This is a genomic window from Fructilactobacillus hinvesii, assembly GCF_024029435.1.
In the GTDB taxonomy this organism is placed as follows: Bacteria; Bacillota; Bacilli; order Lactobacillales; family Lactobacillaceae; genus Fructilactobacillus; species Fructilactobacillus hinvesii.
The window spans coordinates 1,033,665-1,057,256 of record NZ_CP097118.1; the positions used below are offsets into that span (position 1 = coordinate 1,033,665).

The 23,592-nt window shown below is 43.3% G+C and carries 21 protein-coding genes; 4 read left to right on the plus strand and 17 right to left on the minus strand.

Annotation, left to right across the window (positions count from 1 at the left end; translation table 11 throughout):
• The first annotated feature begins 5 nt into the window (after positions 1-5).
• Positions 6-1,073 (plus strand): phosphomevalonate kinase, encoded by a 1,068-nt coding sequence (locus tag M3M39_RS05225; protein WP_252796822.1) that lies wholly within the window; start codon positions 6-8, stop codon positions 1,071-1,073.
• 11 nt (positions 1,074-1,084) lie between these two features.
• Complete coding sequence (gene fni, locus M3M39_RS05230) at positions 1,085-2,113, plus strand: type 2 isopentenyl-diphosphate Delta-isomerase (protein ID WP_252796823.1); 1,029 nt, start codon at positions 1,085-1,087, stop codon at positions 2,111-2,113.
• 28 nt (positions 2,114-2,141) lie between these two features.
• Here fni and M3M39_RS05235 read toward each other — a convergent pair whose 3' ends face one another.
• Complete coding sequence (locus M3M39_RS05235) at positions 2,142-3,494, minus strand: RsmB/NOP family class I SAM-dependent RNA methyltransferase (protein WP_252797981.1); 1,353 nt, start codon at positions 3,492-3,494, stop codon at positions 2,142-2,144.
• Entirely contained in the window at positions 3,490-5,001 is a 1,512-nt protein-coding gene (gene glpK, locus M3M39_RS05240) for a glycerol kinase GlpK (protein WP_252796824.1), read from the minus strand. Before glpK ends, M3M39_RS05235 begins: the two co-directional genes overlap by 5 nt.
• Before the next feature lie 144 nt (positions 5,002-5,145).
• On the opposite strand from glpK, the gene M3M39_RS05245 reads away from it, so the two are divergent.
• Complete coding sequence (locus M3M39_RS05245) at positions 5,146-6,567, plus strand: C69 family dipeptidase (protein ID WP_252796825.1); 1,422 nt, start codon at positions 5,146-5,148, stop codon at positions 6,565-6,567.
• Between the two features lie 15 nt (positions 6,568-6,582).
• Entirely contained in the window at positions 6,583-8,085 is a 1,503-nt protein-coding gene (yjeM, locus tag M3M39_RS05250) for a glutamate/gamma-aminobutyrate family transporter YjeM (protein WP_252796826.1), read from the plus strand.
• 76 nt (positions 8,086-8,161) lie between these two features.
• Here yjeM and M3M39_RS05255 read toward each other — a convergent pair whose 3' ends face one another.
• The 15 genes from M3M39_RS05255 to M3M39_RS05325 form a co-directional block, all read right to left on the minus strand.
• Entirely contained in the window at positions 8,162-8,452 is a 291-nt protein-coding gene (locus M3M39_RS05255) for a GlpM family protein (protein WP_252796827.1), read from the minus strand.
• A 103-nt stretch (positions 8,453-8,555) separates the two neighbouring features.
• Complete coding sequence (gene rplS / locus M3M39_RS05260) at positions 8,556-8,915, minus strand: 50S ribosomal protein L19 (protein ID WP_252796828.1); 360 nt, start codon at positions 8,913-8,915, stop codon at positions 8,556-8,558.
• A 107-nt stretch (positions 8,916-9,022) separates the two neighbouring features.
• Positions 9,023-9,775 carry a tRNA (guanosine(37)-N1)-methyltransferase TrmD gene (trmD, locus tag M3M39_RS05265; RefSeq protein WP_252796829.1) on the minus strand — a complete coding sequence of 251 codons (753 nt, stop codon included), beginning with the start codon at positions 9,773-9,775 and terminating at the stop codon, positions 9,023-9,025.
• On the minus strand, positions 9,776-10,291 hold the full coding sequence (gene rimM, locus M3M39_RS05270) for a ribosome maturation factor RimM (protein WP_252796830.1): 516 nt from the start codon (positions 10,289-10,291) through the stop codon (positions 9,776-9,778).
• A gap of 80 nt (positions 10,292-10,371) precedes the next feature.
• Positions 10,372-10,617, minus strand: coding sequence for a KH domain-containing protein (locus tag M3M39_RS05275; protein WP_252796831.1), 246 nt, complete (start codon positions 10,615-10,617; stop codon positions 10,372-10,374).
• 8 nt (positions 10,618-10,625) lie between these two features.
• The gene (gene rpsP / locus M3M39_RS05280) at positions 10,626-10,907 is read right to left on the minus strand and encodes a 30S ribosomal protein S16 (RefSeq protein WP_252767229.1); all 282 of its coding nucleotides are present in this window, start codon (positions 10,905-10,907) and stop codon (positions 10,626-10,628) included.
• Between the two features lie 82 nt (positions 10,908-10,989).
• Complete coding sequence (ffh, locus tag M3M39_RS05285) at positions 10,990-12,432, minus strand: signal recognition particle protein (RefSeq protein ID WP_252796832.1); 1,443 nt, start codon at positions 12,430-12,432, stop codon at positions 10,990-10,992.
• Positions 12,433-12,443: 11 nt separating this feature from the next.
• Complete coding sequence (locus M3M39_RS05290) at positions 12,444-12,803, minus strand: putative DNA-binding protein (protein ID WP_252796833.1); 360 nt, start codon at positions 12,801-12,803, stop codon at positions 12,444-12,446.
• Positions 12,804-12,805: 2 nt separating this feature from the next.
• On the minus strand, positions 12,806-14,125 hold the full coding sequence (gene ftsY / locus M3M39_RS05295; protein ID WP_252796834.1) for a signal recognition particle-docking protein FtsY: 1,320 nt from the start codon (positions 14,123-14,125) through the stop codon (positions 12,806-12,808).
• The gene (gene smc, locus M3M39_RS05300) at positions 14,112-17,663 is read right to left on the minus strand and encodes a chromosome segregation protein SMC (protein ID WP_252796835.1); all 3,552 of its coding nucleotides are present in this window, start codon (positions 17,661-17,663) and stop codon (positions 14,112-14,114) included. The genes ftsY and smc overlap by 14 nt, the downstream gene beginning before the upstream one ends.
• Before the next feature lie 15 nt (positions 17,664-17,678).
• Positions 17,679-18,389 carry a ribonuclease III gene (gene rnc / locus M3M39_RS05305; RefSeq protein ID WP_252796836.1) on the minus strand — a complete coding sequence of 237 codons (711 nt, stop codon included), beginning with the start codon at positions 18,387-18,389 and terminating at the stop codon, positions 17,679-17,681.
• A gap of 79 nt (positions 18,390-18,468) precedes the next feature.
• A complete protein-coding gene (locus tag M3M39_RS05310) occupies positions 18,469-18,720 on the minus strand; it encodes an acyl carrier protein (protein WP_252796837.1) in 252 nt (83 codons plus the stop codon).
• Between the two features lie 18 nt (positions 18,721-18,738).
• Complete coding sequence (gene plsX, locus M3M39_RS05315) at positions 18,739-19,755, minus strand: phosphate acyltransferase PlsX (protein ID WP_420843008.1); 1,017 nt, start codon at positions 19,753-19,755, stop codon at positions 18,739-18,741.
• A 14-nt stretch (positions 19,756-19,769) separates the two neighbouring features.
• On the minus strand, positions 19,770-21,800 hold the full coding sequence (gene recG / locus M3M39_RS05320) for an ATP-dependent DNA helicase RecG (protein ID WP_252796839.1): 2,031 nt from the start codon (positions 21,798-21,800) through the stop codon (positions 19,770-19,772).
• 75 nt (positions 21,801-21,875) lie between these two features.
• The gene (locus M3M39_RS05325) at positions 21,876-23,585 is read right to left on the minus strand and encodes a DAK2 domain-containing protein (protein ID WP_252796840.1); all 1,710 of its coding nucleotides are present in this window, start codon (positions 23,583-23,585) and stop codon (positions 21,876-21,878) included.
• Positions 23,586-23,592: the final 7 nt, after the last annotated feature.

The window sequence follows — 23,592 nt, forward strand, 5'->3', positions numbered from 1 at the left end:
TCGTATTGATTAAAATAAGCACCCCAGGCAAATTATATCTGGCCGGTGAATATGCTGTGGTGGAAAACGGGAACCCGGCTATTATTGCAGCAGTAAATCGGTTCGTCACCGTAACTATCACGGAAAATACAGAGCAGTGTTCCATTACTTCCAAACAGTATGAGAATCACCTTGTCCATTGGGAAAGAATTGATTCGCGCATGGTCGTTGACGATCGGGATAATCCCTTTCAATACATTATCTCCGCCATTCAAATCACAGAGGATTACGTTCAGGCGCTTGGAAAAAACACCAAAAAGTATCATCTTAGTGTCAACAGTGAACTTGACAGTGGAACCGGTAAAAAATATGGATTAGGGTCCTCAGCAGCGGTAACGGTCGCTACGATTAAAGCGCTCTGTAAGCTCTATCATCTTAATGTTAGTAAGGTACAGTTGTTTAAATTGGCTGCCATTGCTCACTTTAGCGTCCAAGGGAACGGTTCCCTTGGTGACGTTGCCTCAAGTGTGTTTGGGGGCTTAATTACCTATAGTTCCTTTGACCGGCAGTGGCTCTCTGAATTTTTACATAAAATTGCCCTGCCAGAATTATTAAAACTAGAGTGGCCCAAATTAGAGATTACCCCCCTGCAGATTCCTAAGGTTCTACGTTTCTTGGTGGGTTGGACGGGTTCTCCTGCTTCCACCTCCCAACTGATTGATAAAGTAGAGTTAAAAAAAGGAAAACACGGGGTTCATTACGAACAGTTTTTGCATGATAGCAATAAATGCGTTCGTGAAATTACCAACGGTTTTCGGCAAAATAACATTAAACTCATCATGCAAAACATTAAACGAAATCGGGAACTGCTCCAATCGCTCAGTCAATTAGCCGGTGTGTCCATTGAAACGCCCCAGTTGACTAAACTAATTGAAATTGCAGAACAATTTGGTGGGGTGGCCAAAACCTCTGGGGCTGGTGGTGGCGATTGCGGCATCGTCTTGATTGAGGAAAATTGTGATATTGCTGGCTTGAAGCAAGCTTGGCAAGCGGCTGGAATTGAACCACTTGATCTCTCAATTTACAATTATTAAAGGAGGATGCCGTGATTAATCGTCAGTCGCACCGCAAGGATGAACACGTTTCCCTGGCCAAAAAATTTCATCAACCCTCACAAGCTGGTTTTATGGATCTCCAGTTCATTCCCAATGGATTACCAGAACTGGCAGTTGATAACGTCAACCTTACAACGACCTTTGTGGGTCACAAGCTCGACGTTCCCTTTTACATTGAAGCAATGACCGGGGGAAGTCCCTATACCGAAAAATTAAACCGTCAGTTAGCGCAAATTGCTAAAGATACAGGTGTGGCACTGGCGCTCGGCAGTGCCAGCGTGGCTCTAAAGGACCCTTCTTGTTCACAGAGCTTTACCGTTGCTCGAGCTGTTAATCCCCAGGGAATGATTCTCGGCAACGTGGGCGCCGGTGTTTCCCCGACCGGAGCGCAGGCTGTCATTAATTTAATTCAAGCGGATGCTTTGGAGGTTCACATTAATGTCGTGCAAGAACTCGTCATGCCCGAAGGCGATCGGAACTTCCACTGGCTCGCCAATCTCCAAAAAATAATTGAAACGGTTTCTGTTCCGGTAATCGTCAAAGAAGTTGGTTTTGGACTTGATCAACAAACCATGGAGCGACTGCAAGCAATTGGTGTTGCTGCGGTTAACGTTGGCGGTTCAGGGGGCACTAACTTTGCCCAGATTGAAAATTTTCGTCGTCCTCGTAAAGAATTGGATTATTTTAAGGAGTGGGGACTAACCACCGTCCAATCCCTGTATGAATCTCATAACGTACCTGATTTACAGATAGTAGCAGCTGGTGGAATTACTAATCCCCTAGAAATCGCTAAAGCTCTGTATTTAGGGGCAGATGCAGTTGGCATTGCAAGCGAAATATTAACTAATCTAATCGATAATGGCGTGGCTGCAACCGTGCAAATGATTAACGATTGGATTTACGGATTACAGGCCATTTTCACCGCACTTGGCGTCCACAATATCACAGAATTGCGAAAGCGACCGGTAATTCTAAGTCCTAATCTGGAAAGTTACCTTCGCCAGCGCCAGCTTCACTAAAAATAAACTAAAAAGGATGAGCTAATGCTCATCCTTTTCTTTCGGCCTGAAACCGCAGTCCCTTAGGGAAAAAGTTCTTAACGGTTCCATTGACAACCTTTCCAAATCCCACCGGCATTTGTTGGTAAAGCAACAGAGTCCACCCCTTCGCCGCCGTGGAATTAGTTGCAAAAGTATCACCATGCACATATTGCTGCCATTGTTCATAACTAATTGCCAGCGTTCGTTGTGCTTGTTCTGGTCGCAAAATCATGGCTAATCCATAGCTTGGTTCAATTCGCTTTTTCCTCAACGTTCCTAACGGAGTTCCAGGACGCATCACGCGTAATCCCTTTAAATTCGGGATTGCTGGGTTAAATGAATAGAGTTGTTCTTTAAAACGCAATAAGGAACCTACCGGAAAATTAAGTAAATTATCCTTTGTAAACTGTTGCCACTCTTTTCGTTCGGCACCGGTCGCATTCGCCGCCTGCTTCTTAATCTTGCTGGGCGTGGTCGTTGCCGTACTTTGCAGTTTAGCAATGAAATGTCCGTCTCCTGCAAATAAATGGGGAAAGAGTCGAATTGCATCCTGCAAATTTTCGTTGCCATCGGCCCAGTTAGGTTGCCCGCTACTCATGCCTTTTTGTTTGGGCAATGGTACCATTTGCAATGGGTAATTTTCAAGTAACCAAGCGATGATTTGTTCATCCTCTTCGGGGGCAAAGGTACAAGTAGAATAGATTAATTGTCCCCCTGGTTTGAGCATCTTGACGGCTTCCATCAAAATTTCTCGCTGTCGGACGGCACACTCCATTGGATAGTTAGGATTCCAGTAGGTTGTTGCCTCAGGATTTTTCCGAAACATCCCTTCTCCAGAACAAGGTGCATCGACAAGAATTTTATCAAAATAGCCAGGAAAGGCTTTACTTAAGTGAGCCGGCGTCTCGTTTAAAATTAATGGATTGAGAACCCCAAATCGTTCGAGATTTTCCACAAGAATTTTAGCTCGTCCCCGATTAATTTCATTGGCGACGAGTAATCCCTGATTTTGCATCATTCCCGCAAGCTGGGTTGATTTTCCTCCAGGAGCAGCACAGAGATCTAAGACGCGTTCTCCCGGCTGGGGATTAACGACTTTTGCCACTAACATCGCAGAAGGTTCTTGATTATAAACGTAGCCGCTTTGATGTTCTGGTGTTTTCCCGGCAACCTTCCCATAATAAGCATGATCGAGCCCCGGAATGGGACGACTGGTATCAACTGAAAGAGTTGCCGGACTTTTTAAGGGATTAATCCGAAACCCATGTTGCGGTGCATCCGCAAAACTCTGTAAAAAGGCTGGAAATTGGTCTCCCAGCAGTTTTTGATATTTAGCTTTAAATGACGTTGGTAATTCAATCATGCTTGTCCTCCGCAAATAATTGAGTGGCTTGAACTGCTCGCTGCCAACCAGCATATCGAGCATCACGTTGGGTTACAGAAAAATGCGGTTGATAACGATGTGTCGTTCGAGTGATTTCCTTGATGGTTGCTAAATCAGGCCAATACTTCACCTGTAACCCGGCTAAATAAGCAACGCCTAATGCCGTAGTTTCCGTTAACGGGGCCCGGGTAATTTCTGTCCCTAAAATATCAGCTTGAAATTGCATCAAATATTCATTTTTAGACACCCCGCCATCAACCATTAATGATTTAACTGGCAGTCCGGTTTCTTTGGTCATCGTTTCTAAAACATCTCGAGTTTGGAAGGCTAATGATTCTAGGGTTGCTTTAATCAGTTGTTTGTCATCCGTTTGTTGGGTAATGCCAAAGATGGCACCCCGAGCTGCTTGATTCCAATAAGGAGCCCCTAAACCGTTAAACGCTGGGACTACGTATAATTGATCGTTAGGGGCTGCTGTTTGGGCCTGTTCGGCAGTCTCCGTGACGTCTTGAACTAGTTTAAGCTGATCCTTTAACCAGTTGACTGCTGCTCCAGCCGTAAAAACACTACCTTCAAAGGCATAGCTTACTTGCCCGTCTAACCCGTAAGCAATCGTGGTTAATAACCCATGCTCTGAAAGTCGAGGTGTTTGCCCAAGGTTCATCATGATAAAAGCACCGGTACCATACGTATTTTTTGTCATTCCCGGTTCTAAAGCCAATTCCCCAAACAACGAGGCCTGTTGATCCCCTGCTATTCCAGTAATCGGAATTTGAACCCCCATCAATGTAAATTCCTGGGTATATCCATAAAAATGACTAGATTCATGGACGGTCGGTAACATCGAACTGGGAATATTTAATAATTTTAATAAATCTTGATCCCATTCTAGAGTATGAATGTTATACAACATGGTTCGACTAGCATTAGTCATATCCGTTGCATGGACATGACCGTTGGTTAGTTTCCAAAGTAACCACGTATCAATGGTTCCAAACAGCAAATCACCAGCTTCGGCTTGCTGTCGGGCTTTAGGAACTTCATCTAACAACCATTGAATCTTGGTTGCTGAAAAATAAGAGTCAATCAATAACCCCGTTTTTTGCTGAATTAAATCTTGATTACCAGCATCCTTAAGTCGTTGAGCTAGTTCATTTGTTTGCTTCGATTGCCAGACAATTGCATTATGAATTGGTTGACCGGTCTTGCGGTTCCAAACCACGGTTGTCTCACGCTGGTTACTAATGCCAATGGCTCGTACTTTATAGGGGGGCGTTTCCGTTTGAAACAATACCTCAGAAATGACCGTTTCCGTATTATTCCAAATTTCTAACGGATCTTGTTCCACCCAACCGGGATGAGGAAAAGATTGCTGGATTAAGCGCTGTGCTTGCCCCACAATTTGTCCCGCATGATTAAATAAAATGGCCCGGACGGAGGTGGTCCCTTCGTCAATGGCTAAAATATACTGTTCGTTTTTCATTACATACCTCATCGTTAAAATTCAATCCTTATTATAACCTTTTCGGCTAGTTCTGCCCAACCCGGAGTAAGCGCTCTCCTTCGAGATTAAAGGGAAGAAGTGTAAAATAGATGCGGAACTAAATTTATGAAGGAGTATCACAAAATGACAGAACCAAATTATTCAGCCTGTACTAGTATGCTAGTCGGGAAAAATGCGACCGTTGATGGGAGTACCTTAATTGGTCGCAACGAAGATGCTAAAGCGGCGTGGCCGAAGCGCTTTGTTATTCATGAACATCATGTCACAAAAGAACCAGTGACTTTTCATTCCACTGCAAATGGCTTTCAATTAGAACTACCCCAAGTAGCTGCTAAATACACGGCCACTCCTGAGTGGACTAACAGTGAAGGCTTATTCGAAGAAGACGGTATTAATGAGCACGGCGTGGCTATGAGTGCAACGGAAAGTACCTATGCTAATGATGCCGTGTTAGGGTGTGATCCCCTGGTTCCAGATGGCATTGGTGAAGAAGCAATGGTTACTGTGGTTCTCCCCTACGTTCAATCAGCAAGAGCTGGAGTAGAACGCCTTGGAGAAATTGTGAGCACCAAAGGAGCTAGTGAAACTAATGGCGTTCTCTTTTCTGATGCCCAGGAAGTTTGGTATTTTGAAATTGGGTCTGGCCATCAGTGGGTCGCCCAACGGATTCCCGATGATTGTTATGCGGTGGTAGCCAATCAAATGGCCATTGAAAAGGTGGATTTTAACGACCAAGTTAATTTCCAGTGGTCACCTAATTTGGAACAGTTTGTAACTGACAATCACCTTAATCCTGATCGACATGGCTTCAATTTCCGACACATCTTTGGAACGAGATCTGAGATGGATACCTATTACAACACGCCACGTGTTTGGTATGGACAAAGAATGTTTAATCCTGAAATTGACCAGGAACCAACTTCTCAAGATCTGCCGTTTTTGCGCAAGAGTAGTCGCTTAATTTCCGCTACCGACGTGCAAGCATTACTGAGTTCTCACTATCAAGGAACTCCATTTGATCCGGTTGGGACTGGTGATGAATTCAGTAAACATCGCTTCCGCCCAATGAGTTTTGCTAAAACCCAGGAATCCCACGTACTTCAGTTAGACGGAAGCTTTCCCACTGAAATTGGTGGCATTCACTGGCTCTCAATGGGAGTCGGGGCTGAAAGTACCTTTGTTCCTTTCTTTGCTGGAATTAGTGAAGTCCCAGCTGCCTATCAATATCCAGTTGGTCACGACTATGACCGAAAATCAGCATACTGGTCCTTTAAGTTAGTCGGAATTCTAGTTGATGCTCACTACCACCGCTTGATTGGTCCATTAAATGATGTCCAAGCAGAACTCCGGCAGAGCTACCGCCAAATCATTAATGAAACCCAAACTCAAGTTGCCACTAGCAATGATTTAGTTGCATTAGCCAACCAGGCTAGTAAACGGGCTGCAGACTTAGCTCTAAGTCGGTTTGAAACGTTAGCTACTCAATTAATCACGGCGTCTGCTGATTTGTCTCCCTTAAACTACCATCAAGACTTAAATTTATAGGGAGGAAATTGATGAATGTCTAACCAAAAAATGAAAACCGGTTCGTTGGTTTTAATGATTTTTTCCGCCATCTTTGGATTTGCCAACGTAACTGTAGCCTACGATCAAATGGGTTATGCTAGTATCATTTGGTACGCCTTTGCAGCCCTTGTCTTTTTCCTCCCCTCGAGTTTAATGTTTGCCGAATATGGTTCTGCCTTTAGTGATGCGAAAGGTGGAATCTATTCCTGGCTTAAGAATTCAATTGGCGAACGGCTTGCTTTTATTGGAACGTTTATCTGGCTAGCGGCCTGGATTATCTGGATGATTTCAGTCTCCAGTAAGGTTTGGATCCCAGTTTCTAACATCTTCTTTGGCTCAGATAAAACTAATACCTGGCGTTTGTTTAATCTATTTACGCCAATGCAAACCGTGGGAATTCTCGGAATTATTTGGGTTTTAGTCATCACTTTGTGCGCAACTCAAGGATTTAAACAAATTGCTAAAATCGCAAACGTGGGTGGCTTTTTTACCCTCCTGCTTCCAATTGTCTTTGTGATTTTATCGGTGATCGTTTTAATTTTCCATCATGGTCAACTAGCAGAACCAATTCACGGGATGCGTTCTTTTATTCAATCTCCGAATCCCCTTTTTTCCACTCCAATTGCCTTGCTATCCTTTGTAGTCTATGCCATCTTCGCGTATGGGGGAATGGAATCCATGGGTGGAGTCGTTGATGAAGTTGATAATCCCAAGCAAACCTTCCCTAAGGGGGTTATGATTGCTGGAGTCCTAATGGCCATCATCTACTCAGGAACGATTTTCTTTGCAGGAGTAACTGCTAATTGGCACGCCGTTTTAGGAAACGGCAAGGCTAACCTGGGAAACATTACCTACGTTCTGTTAAATAACCTTGGTTTTGTGTTTGCCCAATCATTAGGATTATCCCATCCAATTGCCATCATAATTGGTAACTGGCTAGCCCGTTTTGCCGGACTTAGCATGTTTCTTGCTTATTTGGGTTCCTTCTTTGTCCTAATTTACTCTCCCATTAAATCATTTATTGAAGGTTCTGATCCCCAAATCTGGCCCCAACGAGTTACGAAACTCAATCGCCATGGTATGCCGGCCTTTGCAATGTGGCTACAAGCCCTTGCGGTGGCCGTCGTAATTTTTGCCATCTCGTTTAGTGGATCGGGAGCCCAGAAGTTCTATCTGATCTTAACCGACATGGCCAATATTTCTAGCACATTCCCATACCTCTTTTTGGTGGGAGCCTTTCCATTCTTCAAACGTCTAACTAACATTGAGCGTCCCTTTGTTTTTTACAAGAATCGCATCATGACGAACGTGGTCGTAACTGTCATTCTGATTATTCTAGTTTTAGGAATTGGATTTACAGCCGTTGAACCACTGTTAGAACACGATTATCAAACCGCTTTTTGGACCATCTTTGGCCCCGTCGCCTTTGGATTAATTGGATGGTTAATGTATGAAGTTGGCTTACGGAAAAAGCAGCGAGAACAAATTAAATCATAAAAACAAAAAAGAGATTGGCAATCCAATCTCTTTTTCTTATGCCATCAATCAGCATTTATTTGGTAATTTGAATTACTTACTCATCCTTTGCATCATGCGCCAATCGTTCTGCTTCTGCGCGCTTAACTTTCTTGCGGTGACGATCATCACCAGTACCCCAAAAAATCAATAACACAAAAATACCAATCAGGGCATGAAAAAGATCGCTCATAGAGTAACTATGCGTCACAATCATTACAGCAATAATTCCAATCGTCCCAATTAACGGAATAATCCCACCAATCCAAAAATACTTAGTATCGGTTAAAACAAATTCTTCCAGCAACATTAAAATAATAACGATGCCTAAAAAAATCCAGAACCCCATTTTAATAATCCTCCTGTAACCAATTAATTCAATTTAATTACTAGCATAACATGTTTCTAAAGCCAACAAAAAAACGGTTGGAAAATTTCCAACCGTTTTTCTTTTAGCGTTTTTTGAATGATTGCTTGATCCGAGCAGCTTTTCCTTGACGATCGCGCAAGTAGTAAAGTTTTGAACGACGAACCTTACCACGACGAACAACTTCAAGTTTAGCAACTCGAGGTGAGTTTAATGGGAAAATTCTTTCCACACCAATTCCGTTACTGATTTTACGAACAGTGTAAGTAGCTTGAATACCAGCACCGCGGCGTTTAATAACTACACCAGTAAAATCTTGTAACCGTTCCGTGTCACCTTCGACAACCTTAACTGATACCGTTACAGTATCACCAGCCCGAAATTCGGGAATGTCAGAACGTAATTGTTCCTGATTGATCTTTTCGATCAGCTTGTTTTGACGCATATCAATTCTCCTAACTAGCATTCATATCTTTCCGACAGCGGAATACTGTTGTATTTTAGTCTCACGACTAACTAATAATATACCATATAACTTTAATTAAAGAAAGCCTAATCCTGTTCTTCTTCAATTTTTACATCGGCTAACAACTCTTTTGCTCGCGGTGAAAGCTTGTGATAATCAATTAAATCGGGCCGATGTAGGTAGGTTTTCCGTAATGATTCCTTTAACCGCCAGTCCGCAATTTTCTGGTGATCACCGTTCATTAACACATCCGGAACCGTTGCACCGCGAAAATTAGCAGGACGAGTATACTGAGGGGCTTCCAATAATCCAGTCGCAAATGAATCATCAACGGCTGATTCATTGTTTCCGAGCACTCCCGGAATTAGGCGAGAAATAGCATCAATCATGACTAACGTCGGTAATTCGCCTCCGGTTAAGACGTAATCACCAATCGAATACTCATCGGTCACCACGGATTTTACCCGTTCATCAAATCCCTCATAATGGCCACAGATAAAGGTTAAATGATCTGACTGAGCCAGATCGACGGCTACCTGCTCATCAAAATGTTTTCCGGCCGGATCAGTAAGAATTACTCGCCCCTGGGAAAGTCCCTCAGCTTGTGCCTGGCGTTGCGTTTCTGCTACCGCATCAACAATTGGTTGGGCCTGCAACAACATCCCTGCGCCCCCACCATACGGAGTATCGTCAACGTTATGGTGTTTATTCTCAGAGAAGTCCCGAAAATTGGTGACGTTTACCTCTAAAAGTCGCTTTTCTAACGCCTTTCCTAGGATGGAATCGTGTAAGGGGCCGTTAATCGTATCTGGAAATAAACTCAATACATCAATCTTCATTTATTCCAGTCCCTCCAGTAGTTCAACGGTCACAACTTGGTTCTTTAAATCAACGTTCTTAATCACATCATCAATCTTGGGCAAGAGTAAATCTGTTTGCCCCGGACGGTCTACAACCCAAACATCATTTGAACCTAAATCCATAATGTCTTTAATTGTTCCTAATTCACGGCCCGTTTCGTCAACAACCCGTAAGCCAATAATTTGGCTGTAATAATACTCTCCAGGCTGTAACGGGGCCTCAGTTTGCTTGGCTGCATCAATTTTAAGGGTTGCCGGTTTCAGGTATTCAACGTCATTAATGGAGGGATGCCCTTTAAAATGCAATAAAATAAAATTCTTATGCTTGCGAGCTTGGTCAATTTCTAGTTCAACCGGTTGTCCCTGTTTCGGAAAGGCATAGATCGTTTCTCCAGGTTGAAAACGAACCTCTGGAAAATCCGTTTTAGGTAACACCCGAACTTCCCCTTTAATTCCCTGTGTATTAACAAGCGTTCCAATCTCTAAGTAATCCATATCCAATAAATTCCTTTTGATTATCGTTTGTGCTAAAAAAACTCCTAAATAAAACCGGGTTTTATCTAAGAGTTCTTTTATTATTTACCGTCATCAATAATTAGTTTAACTCGTTTGTGGTCCGGAACGTGAACGCTGTAAACAATGGCACGAATGGTCTGTGCTACTCGACCCCGTTTACCAATCACTCGTCCAACATCTTGGGGATTTGGAGTTAAGATATATTCATGAAATTCAGTTGTTTCGCGATGATCAATCTTAATGTCATCAGGAAACTTCACTAACGGTTTAATGATGGTTGTAATTAAATTGTCAAAATTTACCATGATGAGCCTTATTTTTGCTTGTTAGCTAATTTGGCTTCATGCAACTTCTTCATGATGCCGGCTCTTGACAAAATGTTGCGTACTGTATCAGAAGGCTTAGCACCCTTTTGCAACCAATCCAAAATGGTTTCTTCTTCTAAAGTTACTTGGTTTTCTTGAATCAATGGGTTGTAAGTTCCCACATTTTCAATGTAACGACCATCACGAGGGCTTCGTGAATCAGCAACTACGATTCGATAAAATGGATTTTTCTTGGAACCCATTCGTTTCAAACGAATTTTAACAGACATAATGACACCTCCTCAAGTTTTCTTAACGATATCTATCTTAACAAGAATAAAAAGTAATGTAAAGGGTTTTTTCTTTACACTATTACTTTTTCCGTTTTTTGGAACGTTTCCGTTTGTTTTTCTTTATCTTCCGACTCATTCGCTTCATCGCTAGGTTGGAAAGTTTTCCTCCCATTCCGCCACCCATACCAGCGGCTTGCATCATGTTTTCCATCCCAGACATGTTTCCGTTAGAAACTTGATTCATCATTTTCTTCATCTGATCAAATTGCTTAATCATACGGTTGACGATCTGAATTGGTTGGGCTGAACCACGGGCAATTCGACGACGACGAGATGGATTAAGGACCTCCGGATTTTCCCGTTCCTCATTGGTCATGGAGTAGATCATAGCTTTAATTCGTTCTAGGTCTTTTGGATCCATTTCCACGTTTTTAAGAGCGGGATTATTGGCCATTCCTGGAATCATAGCCATAATGTCTTTTAACGGACCCATGTTCTGAATTTGTTGGAGTTGATCTAAAAAGTCGTCAAAGTTAAAGGAATTCTCCCGCATTTTTTTGGCTAATTCCTGCGCCTTTTGTTCATCTACGTTTTTCTGAGTCTTTTCAACCAGCGACAGAACGTCTCCCATTCCTAGGATCCGAGATGCCATTCGATCGGGATGGAAAACATCCAAATCGTCCATCTTTTCTCCCTGACCGGTAAAGAGAATTGGTTTTCCAGTCACAGCTTTAATTGATAGAGCGGCTCCACCTCGAGTATCACCATCTAACTTGGTTAAAACAACTCCAGTAATGTCTAAATCATCGTTAAATCCCTGGGCAGTTTCCACTGCATTTTGCCCGGTCATAGCATCAACCACTAACAGGATATCGTTTGGTTTAGCAACGGCTTTGATTTGTTCCAGCTCATGCATCAATTTTTCATCAATTTGTAACCGACCAGCGGTATCAATGAAAACGTAATCGTTGTGATTTTCACGAGCTTTTGCGAGTCCATCTTGAACAATCTGAACGGGGTCTACGTCTGTGCCTTCTGAAAAGACCGGCACGTCAATTTGTTTTCCAACTTGTTCCAATTGATCAATGGCCGCCGGCCGGTAAACATCAGCTGCGATTAACAGCGGCCGGGCCTGATCATCTTTTTTAAGTCGGTGCGCTAATTTCCCCACCGTGGTCGTTTTCCCGGCCCCTTGCAATCCAACCATCATTACAACCGTTGGAATCTTAGGCGCCTTCGTTAATTCGGTGGCTGACCCCCCCATCATTTCGGTTAATTCATCATCCACAATCTTAACGATTTGCTGACCTGGATTCAGGCCTTCTAGCACCTGTTCTCCCTTTGCTTTTTCCTGCACCTTTTTAACAAAATTGCGGACCACAGTAAAGTTAACGTCGGCATCTAACAGCGCTAGTCGAATTTCCCGCATCGTACTGCGTAAATCCGCCTCGCTAATCTTGCCTTTGCCCCGTAAATTTCTAAAAGCATTTTGTAATTTTTCTGATAAACCTTCGAATGCCATGTTTACTCCTTTTAGTTCTCTTCTAGTTGTTCTAACCGGTTAATTAACTGATTTAATTCCTGATCATCAGGATGCCTAGTCTGAATGACGTGGTTTAGTTGGTCAATGATTTGATTTCGCGCCCCAAATTTTTGGTACAATCCCATCCGTTCTTCGTACCGTTCTAACGTCAGTTCCGTTCTACGAATGTTATCATACACAGCTTGCCGACTGACGTTAAAGTTCTCAGAGATTTCTCCTAGAGAAAGATCATCAGCATAGTACTGGCGAATGTAATCTGCCTGTTTGGGCGTTAATAAGCTCCCATAAAAATCAAACAACGCGTTAATCCGGTTATCTTTTGCTAGTTTAGCATTAAAATCAGTTTCCATGGTTATTCCTTAATTAGGCCTTTAAACAGACCATAGACGAATTCTTCTGGATTAAAGGTTTGGAGGTCATTAACTCCTTCCCCTAAACCAACGTACTTCACTGGAATCCCTAGTTCTTGTTTAATTGCTAACACAATGCCACCCTTAGCGGTCCCATCTAACTTAGTCAAAACAATGCCAGTGATGTCAGCAACATCCCGGAATAACTTAGCTTGGGTCAGAGCATTTTGCCCAACGGTGGCATCAATTACCAAGAGGACTTCTTGTGGAGCTCCCGGAATTTCCCGCTGGATAATCTTGTTCATTTTTTCCAGCTCTTTCATTAAGTTTACTTTATTTTGTAACCGTCCGGCCGTGTCCACTAACAAGATGTCATAGTTTTCGTCTTTGGCTCGTTTAACCGCATCAAATACCACGGAAGCTGGGTCACTGCCCTCTGGCTTTTGGACGATGTCAACGTGATCGCGGCGGGCCCATTCGGCTAACTGCTCAATGGCTCCGGCTCTAAAGGTATCAGCCGCTGCAACGAGCACCTTTTTCCCCTCTTGTCGGTACTGATTAGCCAATTTTCCAATCGTGGTTGTCTTCCCAGCTCCGTTAACTCCAATCATCAAAATGACAGTCGGTCCGTCCGGATTTTCGCTTAATTTCATTGACTGTTGATCAGGAACATCATAAATTTCTACTAGTTTTTGGACAATGAAATTCTGAACTTCATTGCGATTCTTAATGTTATTTAGTCGAACTGCGTCTCGAAGTTGATCACTAATTGACGTGGCCGTTTCGACCCCCACATCGGCTTGAATCAACGTATCTTCCAAGTCATCAAAGAAATCTTCATCCACCGAACGGAAGTTAGCAAATAACCGGTTCAAGCTTTGTCCAAAGGAAGATCGTGATTTTGATAATCCATGTTCATATTTTCGTTCTGCATCTGGTTCCGTTTGCGGTTTGCTACTTTCGCTCTCAGTGCCCGATGATTGTTCAGATTCTGCTACAGAAACTGACTCTGAGGTTGCAGTATCAGAACTAGTGGTAGATTCAGCGACTGAAGCACTAGCTGAATCATGATCCTCAGAGATTACATCCTCAGTAGTCGTGCTTTTTTCTTGCGGAGTTACCGCTTCAGGTTCAGCAGTTGAATTTCTCTCTACCGTTGTGGTTGCTTGATCACTTGCAGCAACCGTTGTTGATGTTACTTCACTAGTAACCGATTCAGACGTCGCTGTTTGGTCTTTTGCGGTACTCTCTGAAGCAGATTGATTTTCTGGTCCTTCTTGATTATGTCGGTTTTTCCGTTTAAAGATATCAAATAGCCCCATCGTTCTCTCTCCTTTGTTTTGTATCATCCAAGTTTACAGATACTAATTTTGAAACTCCCGAATCCTGCATGGTTATTCCCACCAGTTGGTCTGCATAGACCATGGTTTCTTTCCGATGGGTAATTACAATAAATTGGGTCTGTTGCTTTAATTTTTGCATGTACTGGGCAAACCGATCGACATTTGCGGGATCTAATGCCGACTCTGCTTCGTCTAAGATGACAAACGGAACCGGACGCACCTGTAAAACTGCGAATAGTAACGCTAACGCGGTTAGGGCTTTTTCTCCTCCTGATAACAGGCTTAGATCACGATAACGTTTTCCCGGTGGTTTTACTAAGATATCAATCCCGGTAGTCAGCAAATGATGCGGATCAGCAAGTTTTAACTTGGCCTCACCCCCACCAAAAATATGCCGAAATACAGTCCCAAAGGCCTTCGCCACCTCCGTAAAGGTTTTTTGGAACCGTTCTTTCACGGTTTGATCCATTTGGTTCATGATGGTTAAAAGTTCGGTCTTCGCTGCTAATAAATCATTTAACTGGTCGTTTACAAAGTCCGCTCGTTCTTTTAGTTCATCATATGCGGCAATTGCGCCCACGTTTACTGGACCTAATTCAGTAATCTGGGCTCGCACTTCAGCTAATTCCCGTTTAAGCAGTTCCGTTTCTAATGCAACCACTTGCAGTTGTTGCTGGGAATGATTTTGTAACTCTTCTAATTGGGTTTGTAACTTAGTTAGTTGCTGGTCTTCTAGTTGCACGTCCACTTCTAATTGGTGCCGCTCTTGTTGCACTTTTGCGAGTTGCTGCTGGTTTTGATTCAATTCTGTTTCAACAGCTTCTCCTTGTGCTTGATCAGCAGTTAGCTGTCGTTTTAGTTCTGCGAGTTGTTGCTGGTCAGTTTGAATCTCTGCTTGCAACTGCTCAGGCGCAACCGGTTGCTCGGCTTGCAGTTGTGCTAATTCCTGTTGCAATTGTGCTAACTTACGTTGTTCTTGGTCAGCTGCTTGCTGTTCTGCTTGCAGCTGTTGCACAATCCGTTGCTTTTCCGCCCGCGCTTGATTTAACCGTTCTCGAATCTGGCTTACTTGTTGTTGTTGGTCCATTAATACCGATTGACTATCCTGTTGTTGCTGTTTGTGCGCCTGAATATCCCGTTTTAAGCGCTGAATCGTAGCTTGGTTTTGTTCGAGCTCCGCTTCGGTTTGTTTAATGACCTGTTCATCAACAGTCGTTGGTTCATTATCATCCGTAAAATCAAGTTTCATTTGTAATTGAGCAGCTGCAATTTCTCGTTCTTGTTGCTGTAGCTGTTCCGTTAGGTGAGTAACCCGTTGTTGCTGAACTTTTAACTCTGCCGTCTGATCTGATTCTTGCTGGTACCAATCATCGCGTTGTGCTTGCACTCGTTGTTCCTTTTGTTTAAGCTGCGCTAACTTTTGTTCGCGCTGATCCAATTGGGTTTGTAACTTGGTTTGCTGCTGTTCTAACTTTTGTAATCGTTGTTTCTGGCTCAAGATCCCATTTTCATCTCGTTGATTCCGTCCTCCGGTAATCGAACCACCGGCATTCACGACTTCACCAGCTAACGTCACAATCTTTACCCGCCGCCGCAGTTGCTGGCTCATAGCAGTCGCATTTTGTAAGGTATCCGTAATGATCACGTTGCCCAATAAATGGTTTTTTACCCGTTGCATCCGGGATGGCATGGTCACTAGATCAGCAGCGACTCCCAAAAAGCCAGGTTGGGTCCGAGCAATCTGTAATAAACTTGGATTAACAAACCGTTCGTTGAGCGCATCAAGGGGCAGAACGGTGACTCGCCCTAGCTGATGTTGACTTAAAAAGCGGATTGCGGTTCGAGCGTTGGCAACTGTATCAACTACCACCTGTTGCAATGCTCCTCCTAGGGTAGTTTCAATGGCCCGTAAGTAGCGATCATCCACCTGTAAGAAATCTCCCACTGGCCCTAAGATCCCAGGTATTTCCTGTTGATGGCGCAACAAATTTCGACTTCCCCGGTATAAATTATTATGACCTAAAACCATATTTTTTAAGCTATCACATTCGGTTTTAATCGTTTGCAATTCCCGGAGCTGCTGGTACCAGGCTTGTTGGTTCTGTTCTTGTTGCTTTGCTAACTCATCTACTTGGGCTTTGAAGTGCTGCTGTTGTGTCTGAGCTGCAGTTACCCGTTGTTTTAAAGCTGCTACGTTCTTCGTAGCGGCTTCCAACTCGGTAGCTTGTCGCTGCTTTTCCGTTTCCAAATCTTGTAGTTGTCGCTGCTGGGTTCGATAGGCTTGTTGCTGTCGCTCTGACAACTGATCTGCCACGCGTAAATCATTTTTTTGGCTCGTTAATTTTTGCATCAAGGTTACGTACTGACTTTGCGCTTGTTCTAAATCAGCCTCTTCTGCTTCCACCCGTTTTAACATAATTGTCGCTTCACTAGCTTCAATTGCTTGGGCTAACTTTTGTAACTGCGCGTTGGTTGCTTGTTCAGCAGTTTGAGCGGTGCGCTGCTGTTCGGTCAACTGGTTAATTTGGTGCTGCCGTTGCTCTTGTCTTTGTCGTAATTCCGTTAACTGAGTTTGCTTAAATTCTAACTGCTGGTTCCGCAGTTTAGCTTCTCCCGTAGCCATTTCCAGTTGCTTAGTAGCGTTTAATAATTGCTCCTGAAGCTGATCTTGTTTTTGATGTCCACGCTTTAATTGCTGATTCACGGTCTGCTTTTGAGTGGTTAGATGTTCAATCCGTTCCGTTAGGCGCTGCTGACTTGCCGTGCTTTTTTTTAACCGCAGCTTGGTTTGTTGCTGTTTGGTTTGTAACTGCTGTTTTTGAGTTACAAACTGGGTAAATTGCAGCCGCTCTAACCGATTATTTTTTTCCAAATAAAGTTCGGCGGTCTGCTTTTGGGTTTGTAATGGTTCTAGCTGTTTGGCTAATTCATGGGCAATGTCTGACACACGATCAACATTAGCTTGGGTATCAGCGAGCTTTTTTTCTGCATCCGTTTTCTGCTTTTTATACCGATAGACACCAGCAGCCGTTTCAATTACAGCTCGTCGTTGTCCTGTATCTCCCGCTAGAATTTCATCAACGTTTCCCTGGGAAATAATTGAGAGGGAACCTTCTCCCAGTCCCGTATCCAAAAAAAGCCCTTGAATATCTCGTAAGAGACACTCTTGGTCGTTTAAAAGATAGTGACTTTCACCATTTCGGTAGTACCGTCTGGTAATTTTAACTTCCGCATAATCAGTCGCTAGGTAGTGATCCTGATTATCGAATAGTAAACTAACCTCCGCTCGGTTTAGAGGACGTCGGTCGTTAGAACCAGAGAAAATAACATCCTTCATTTTTTGGCCCCGCAGTTGCTTAGCTGATTGCTCACCAAGCGCCCACCGAATGGCTTCAATGACGTTACTTTTTCCACTTCCATTAGGACCAACAATTCCCGTTAAGCCCTCCTGACAATCAATGACCGTTCGATCGGCAAATGATTTAAATCCGGAGATTTGAATTGACTGTAACTTCACGAACGTTCACCTACTTTACTGCAATTTTTGGTCTTTAATCCCCAGTTTATTTAGTGCTGCCTTGGCAGCGGACTGCTCAGCACTCTTTTTCGAATGGCCTTCGCCAACCCCCAGTTCTTGTTGATCAACCAAAACCGCCACTTTAAACTGCCGGTCGTTATCAGGACCATTTTCATCTAATAGTTGGTAATTAATGTCCACCGGTCCGTTAACTTGAATGGCTTCCTGTAACTCGGTCTTGTGGTCAAAGAATTCATCAAACCAGCCTTCGTCCAGCTTAGGGAAAATGACTAATCGACAAAAGTTTTTAACGGTTTCAATTCCCTGGTCAAGGTACACAGCCCCAATAAACGATTCAAAGATATCACACAGGAGTGAATCTCTATTTCGCGCTCCGGCCTTTTCTTCTCCCTTTCCCAGCCGAATGTATTTATCAAAATGACATTCACGCGCAAACCGACTAAAACTATGCCGATTAACCATCGCTGCCCGTAACCGGGTTAACCGTCCTTGGGGCATATCTGGATAACGTTTAAAGATATAGTCAGAAACCACAAGTTGATAAACAGCGTCCCCTAAAAACTCTAATCGTTCGTAAAACTTTAAGTTTTCATCTGGATGTTCGTTAACGTACGAAGCCTGCGTAAAGGCTTCATCTAATAAAGCTTCATTGTTAAATTTAATGTTATAATCACTGGCTAATTTATGGTCAAATTCTTTCTGCAAGTGAAGTTCCTCCCGATTGTTTAATGATTCTATTATAGCATTAAACGAAAAACCCCATCAGGCTTTGATGGGGTTCCGCTTATTTTTTGTCAGGTGTATTTTTCACAATCACATCTACTAAATCCTGGACCGTATCAATTTGTTCGGCCGCATCATCTGGAATGACGTCGCCAAATTCATCTTCAATTTCCACGATAAAGTGCGCTAAATCTACGAAATCAGCACCTAAATCTCGTTGAAAGTTAGTTTCTCGATTAATTTCCGCTTTTTCTACTTGAAATTGGTCTTCAAGCGTTTGGGCTACCGTATAAAATACCGTTTTTTCATCCATGAGAAAGTCCCTCCACCATTAATCTTGCTGTTTTTGATCAGCAAACTGTGTTGCAATTTCTGTCACTAAATTTGAATGTGCCACGTCTGCGGCGCTCTGTAAGGCATAGAAAATGGTTTTCGCATTGCTATTTCCGTGCGTTTTAATCACCGGAGCTTTTAAGCCCAGCAGTACTGAACCCCCGTAACGGGTGTAATCCATTTTTTTAGCAATCTTTTTTAAGGCTGGTTTTAATAATAATCCCCCAAGCTTTTCACGAAAGCCACCGGTCGTAATACTGTCTTTAATCATATTTACAACGGCAAGGGCACTTCCTTCAATTCCCTTTAGGGCAGCATTGCCAGTGAATCCATCGGTAACGGCTACGTCCGTAACGTTATTTAACAGATCACGAGCCTCAACGTTACCAATAAAATTCAACTCTCCGGCTTGGCCTAATTTTTCGAGTTCTTCATACATTTTACGGTGGTTAACGTCCCCTTTATCTGCTTCAGTTCCGTTATTAATGAGACCAATCCGCGGATTCGACAAAGCTCTAACCCGTTGGCTATAAATTTTACCTAGTTGGGCGTACTGAATAACGTTTTCAACCTTAGCATCCGCATTGGCTCCCGCGTCAATCATCGTAAAACCGCGATCGTTATCAACCACCGGTAGCGTTACAATCAAGCCGGGCCGATTAATTCCTTTCATTCGACCAATAATCAAAAGGCCGGCGACCATTAATGCCCCAGTATTTCCGGCTGACAGTAATAAATCAGCCTCGCCATTCCGTACCGCTTGGGCTGCCAACACCAGACTGGCATTTTTCTTTTTTTTAACCGCCCGAACTGGTTCATCATCCATCGCAATTACTTCATCAGCGTGCACAATCCGAATGTTTTGCGAGTTTTTTACTAACGGTTTAAGCTGCTCTTGATCCCCAAATAAAATGTATTCCACATCATTTTGGCTCGCATCGCGAGCTAATTCAGCACCAGCCACGAGTGCTTGTGGAGCGTGGTCGCCACCCATGGCATCAATTGCAATTTTAATCATGAAGGAACTCCTTAATCAAATGAAGTATTGTTATTTAATGTTTGTAATTGTCGGACTAGATTTTGATTCTCTGGATCTTGCATCCAATCAGGATTATCAGTCACCATTTTAGCGACTTCTTGGGCGGCACTCAAGACATTCACATCCGCAATTGGATCTCCTACGTTAAAGCTAGGAATCCCTGATTGCTGTTTGCCAAGAATATCACCCGGACCCCTTAATTCTAAATCTTTTTGGGAAATAAAGAAACCATCAGTAGAAGTACTCATGACGTTCATCCGCTGCACCCCCACCTTATTTTTGGGGTCAGCAATCAGGATACAGTAGGATTGCTGTGATCCCCGGCCAACGCGACCGCGTAACTGATGGAGTTGGGCCAATCCAAAGTGATCAGCATCATAAATTACCATCACACTGGCATTAGAAACGTCCACACCCACTTCAATTACGGTGGTCGATACTAAGACCTGGGTTCGATTATTTTTAAAATCATCCATGACCTGGTTCTTATCGGCTTCGTTCATCTGGCCGTGCAGTAACCCAACGTGAAAATCCTGGCCTAGCTCTTTTTGAAAGTGCTCATAAGTCATCATCACATTTCGCATTTCAACTGCATCTGACTCATCAATCAAAGGAACCACTACATAGGCCTGCTCACCATTATGTAAGTGCTTTTTCACAAAATTTAACATGGTTTGTTCTTGGCTACTTTTAATCCAAGTTGTTTTAATCGGTTTTCGGCCCCCTGGGAGTTCGTCAATTACAGAAACATCCATTTCACCATATGCTGTAATTGAAAGGGTTCTAGGAATCGGGGTTGCCGTCATCGATAGTACATTTGTCGCCGGTCCCTTTTCGCGCATTTGCTTACGTTGATTGACCCCAAAGCGATGCTGTTCATCAATCACCGCCAATCCCAAGTGGTGATAATGCACACTCGGTTGAAACAAAGCATGGGTTCCCACGATGAGGTCAATTTGTCCTGCTTTAATCCGCGGTAGTAATTCACGGCGTGCCTTTGGGGGAGTAGCCCCAGTTAGAAGGGCAATGTTAACGTTAGTCCCGGCAAATAATTGGGCCAATCCATTTGCATGCTGTTCTGACAAGATTTCAGTGGGAGCTAATAACACCGCTTGTTGTTGTGCCAATACGGTTGCCAGGATGGCCAGTGCTGCGACAATCGTTTTCCCGCTTCCTACATCTCCTTGGAGTAACCGGTTCATTGGAACTGGACGCTGCAAATCAGCCAGAATTTCATTTACAACGCGCTGCTGCGCATCAGTTAGCTGATACGGAAGTTGATCAATAAACGGCTGTAAAGTTAACTTATCGGTCTTAATTTGCGCCTGTGACCGAGGACGTTGCTCACGTTGTTTTAACGTCTGCAAACGCATTTGAAACAAAAAAAACTCATTAAATTTGGCCGTACGACGGGCCGCTTTCAACGCCTGGGGATGACTGGGAAAATGCATCTCCCTGATCACAGTTTGCAAGGACTCCAACCGAAACTTAGTCCGAATCCATTGGGGAACGAAGTCTTCAATCACTGATTGATACTCTGTGTAGGCCTGCTTTATTAACGCTTGGATGGTTTTTTGAGTAATTTGGTTGTTAACAGAGTAAATCGAATTGAATGGCTGTTGCAGATCGTGAAGTAGTTTAATTCCCGTCAAGCTTTTTTTACTAGCATCAAATTTACCATGAACTAAAATGATTTGACCTGGTTCCACCTGCTTTTTTAGCCATGGTTGATTAAAAAAAGTGACTGGAACCACGTCATGTCCCACCATTAACTGCAGGACCAACCGATTTTTACGCCGGCCAAAGTAATTAACCACGGGTTCGGCTGCAACGGTGCCTTTTAACGTTACCGGCTGCTGGTCCTTTAATTCTGCCAGTGATTGCGTGCGAAAATCTTCATAACGAAATGGGAAATAAGTCAACAGGTCAAACACGGTGTGAATATTCAAATCAGCTAAGGCTGTCTGCTTTTTAGGACCGACTCCTTTGAGCGTCCCCACTGGATCTAGAATACTCTTCATAACCTTACACCACCTATCTGTCGGAAAAGGCCGCCAATTCCAAATGAATTGACAGCCTCTTTCGTTGCTTTCGTTTTATTCGACCGAAATAATGAATGGATAAACCGGTTGATTACCGGCGTGAATTTCAATTTCTAACTCATCATCAACGGCAGCCGCCGAGTCTTCTACTTTTTGAGCGTCAGCTTGAGTAGCTCCTTCGCCGTAAATAATCGTAACGTTTTCACTATCAGCATCAAGCATTTTTTTCGTCATTTGCACGGCAGCTTCATCGAGACTGGATGCGATAACCTGAATTTGGCCATCGATAATTCCCATGAAGTTTCCCTTTTTAATCTCTAAATCATCAATTTTAGTATCCCGAATGGCGGTCGTTACTTGTCCACTTTTGACCGTATCCAAGGAATCATCCATGGCGGTTTGATTATCAGCTAAACTAGCCTCGGGATTGTAAGAGAACATTGCCGTTAATCCTTGCGGGATGGTTTTGGTATGAACCACTTTCATAGGAACGTCCGTTAAATCTTCTGCTTGTTCGGCTGCTAAGAAAATATTTTTATTATTCGGTAAAACTAACACGTGCTTGGCATTGGTAGCATTCACGGCTTTCACGATGTCTTCCGTGCTAGGATTCATCGTTTGTCCACCACTAATAATTTTTGTAACGCCGAGACTCTTGAAGAGTTTTTCTAATCCAGCCCCTGCAACAACTGCAATCACAGCCATTTCAACTGCTGGAGCAGCAGGTTCGCTAGCTGGCGCTTGGGGTTCGGAATCATCTGACTGTTCATCATTTTCCATGATGGACTCCTGTTGCTCCCGCATATTATCAATCTTAATGTTAATTAAATCGCCAAAGTTTTGTCCCCACGCTAGAACCTTGCCTGGTTGTTCCGTGTGAATATGAACCTTAGCAACTTCATCATCATTAATCACTAACAACGAATCTCCTAATGGAGCTAAATAGTCATAGAAGTGATCATAATCAAAGGGATCTTTGTACTCTTTTCCCTTCCCAAAACGCACCGTCATCTGGGTACAATACCCATACACAATGTCATCTGGATTGAGTTGTCCCTGTGCACTGGCGTGGTCTGATTTTTTCACCATTTCATCCATTTTATTGGCTTCCACGTTAAACTTGGCGTGCACATCATCTGATGGTTCCCGATTATTTAAAATATCAGCAAAAGCTTCTAAAACAAAGGTTAATCCCTGTCCCCCAGAGTCAACCACTCCGACTTGTTTTAAAACCGGTAGTAAATCAGGCGTTTGCTTCAAAGCCGTTTGGGCACCTTTTTTGATGGCATCACTAACCTTCCCCAAATCATCAGTTTGAGCAGCCTTTTTCCGGCCGGCGTTTGCGGCAAAACGAATCACCGTTAAAATGGTTCCTTCCGTGGGTTTCATCACAGAATTATAAGCAGTTTTTGCCCCAGCGGTAATGGCCGCGGTAAACTCAGTGGCATTTAAGTCAGCTTTCCCTTCAACGTTCTTGGCAAAGCCCCGAAAAATTTGGGATAAAATGACTCCCGAGTTACCACGAGCTCCCATTAGCAATCCCTTGGCTAAAGCAGCTGCTTTGGCTCCCACCGTTGGTTGGGATTCTTTCGCAACATACTTTGCCCCACTCGCAAACGAAAGGCTCATGTTCATCCCGGTATCTCCATCTGGAACCGGGAACACGTTTAAAGAATTAATAAATTCAGCGTTATTTTGGAGGACGACCGCTGCAGCTTGAACCATTTGGTCGAACTCTTTTGTAGTAATCTTCGTTACTGACACTAGTATC

Coding starts and splice junctions, on each gene's coding strand:
- trmD (WP_252796829.1), bottom strand. CDS start 9,775: ATGAAGATTGATGTATTGAGTTTATTTCCAGATACGATTAACGGCCCC.
- rplS (WP_252796828.1), bottom strand. CDS start 8,915: ATGCGTCAAAACAAGCTGATCGAAAAGATCAATCAGGAACAATTACGT.
- M3M39_RS05275 (WP_252796831.1), bottom strand. CDS start 10,617: ATGGTAAATTTTGACAATTTAATTACAACCATCATTAAACCGTTAGTG.
- M3M39_RS05290 (WP_252796833.1), bottom strand. CDS start 12,803: ATGGAAACTGATTTTAATGCTAAACTAGCAAAAGATAACCGGATTAAC.
- M3M39_RS05255 (WP_252796827.1), bottom strand. CDS start 8,452: ATGGGGTTCTGGATTTTTTTAGGCATCGTTATTATTTTAATGTTGCTG.
- ftsY (WP_252796834.1), bottom strand. CDS start 14,125: ATGGGGCTATTTGATATCTTTAAACGGAAAAACCGACATAATCAAGAA.
- recG (WP_252796839.1), bottom strand. CDS start 21,800: ATGAAGAGTATTCTAGATCCAGTGGGGACGCTCAAAGGAGTCGGTCCT.
- rpsP (WP_252767229.1), bottom strand. CDS start 10,907: ATGTCTGTTAAAATTCGTTTGAAACGAATGGGTTCCAAGAAAAATCCA.
- M3M39_RS05245 (WP_252796825.1), top strand. CDS start 5,146: ATGACAGAACCAAATTATTCAGCCTGTACTAGTATGCTAGTCGGGAAA.
- glpK (WP_252796824.1), bottom strand. CDS start 5,001: ATGAAAAACGAACAGTATATTTTAGCCATTGACGAAGGGACCACCTCC.
- yjeM (WP_252796826.1), top strand. CDS start 6,583: ATGTCTAACCAAAAAATGAAAACCGGTTCGTTGGTTTTAATGATTTTT.
- ffh (WP_252796832.1), bottom strand. CDS start 12,432: ATGGCATTCGAAGGTTTATCAGAAAAATTACAAAATGCTTTTAGAAAT.
- M3M39_RS05310 (WP_252796837.1), bottom strand. CDS start 18,720: ATGGATGAAAAAACGGTATTTTATACGGTAGCCCAAACGCTTGAAGAC.
- rimM (WP_252796830.1), bottom strand. CDS start 10,291: ATGGATTACTTAGAGATTGGAACGCTTGTTAATACACAGGGAATTAAA.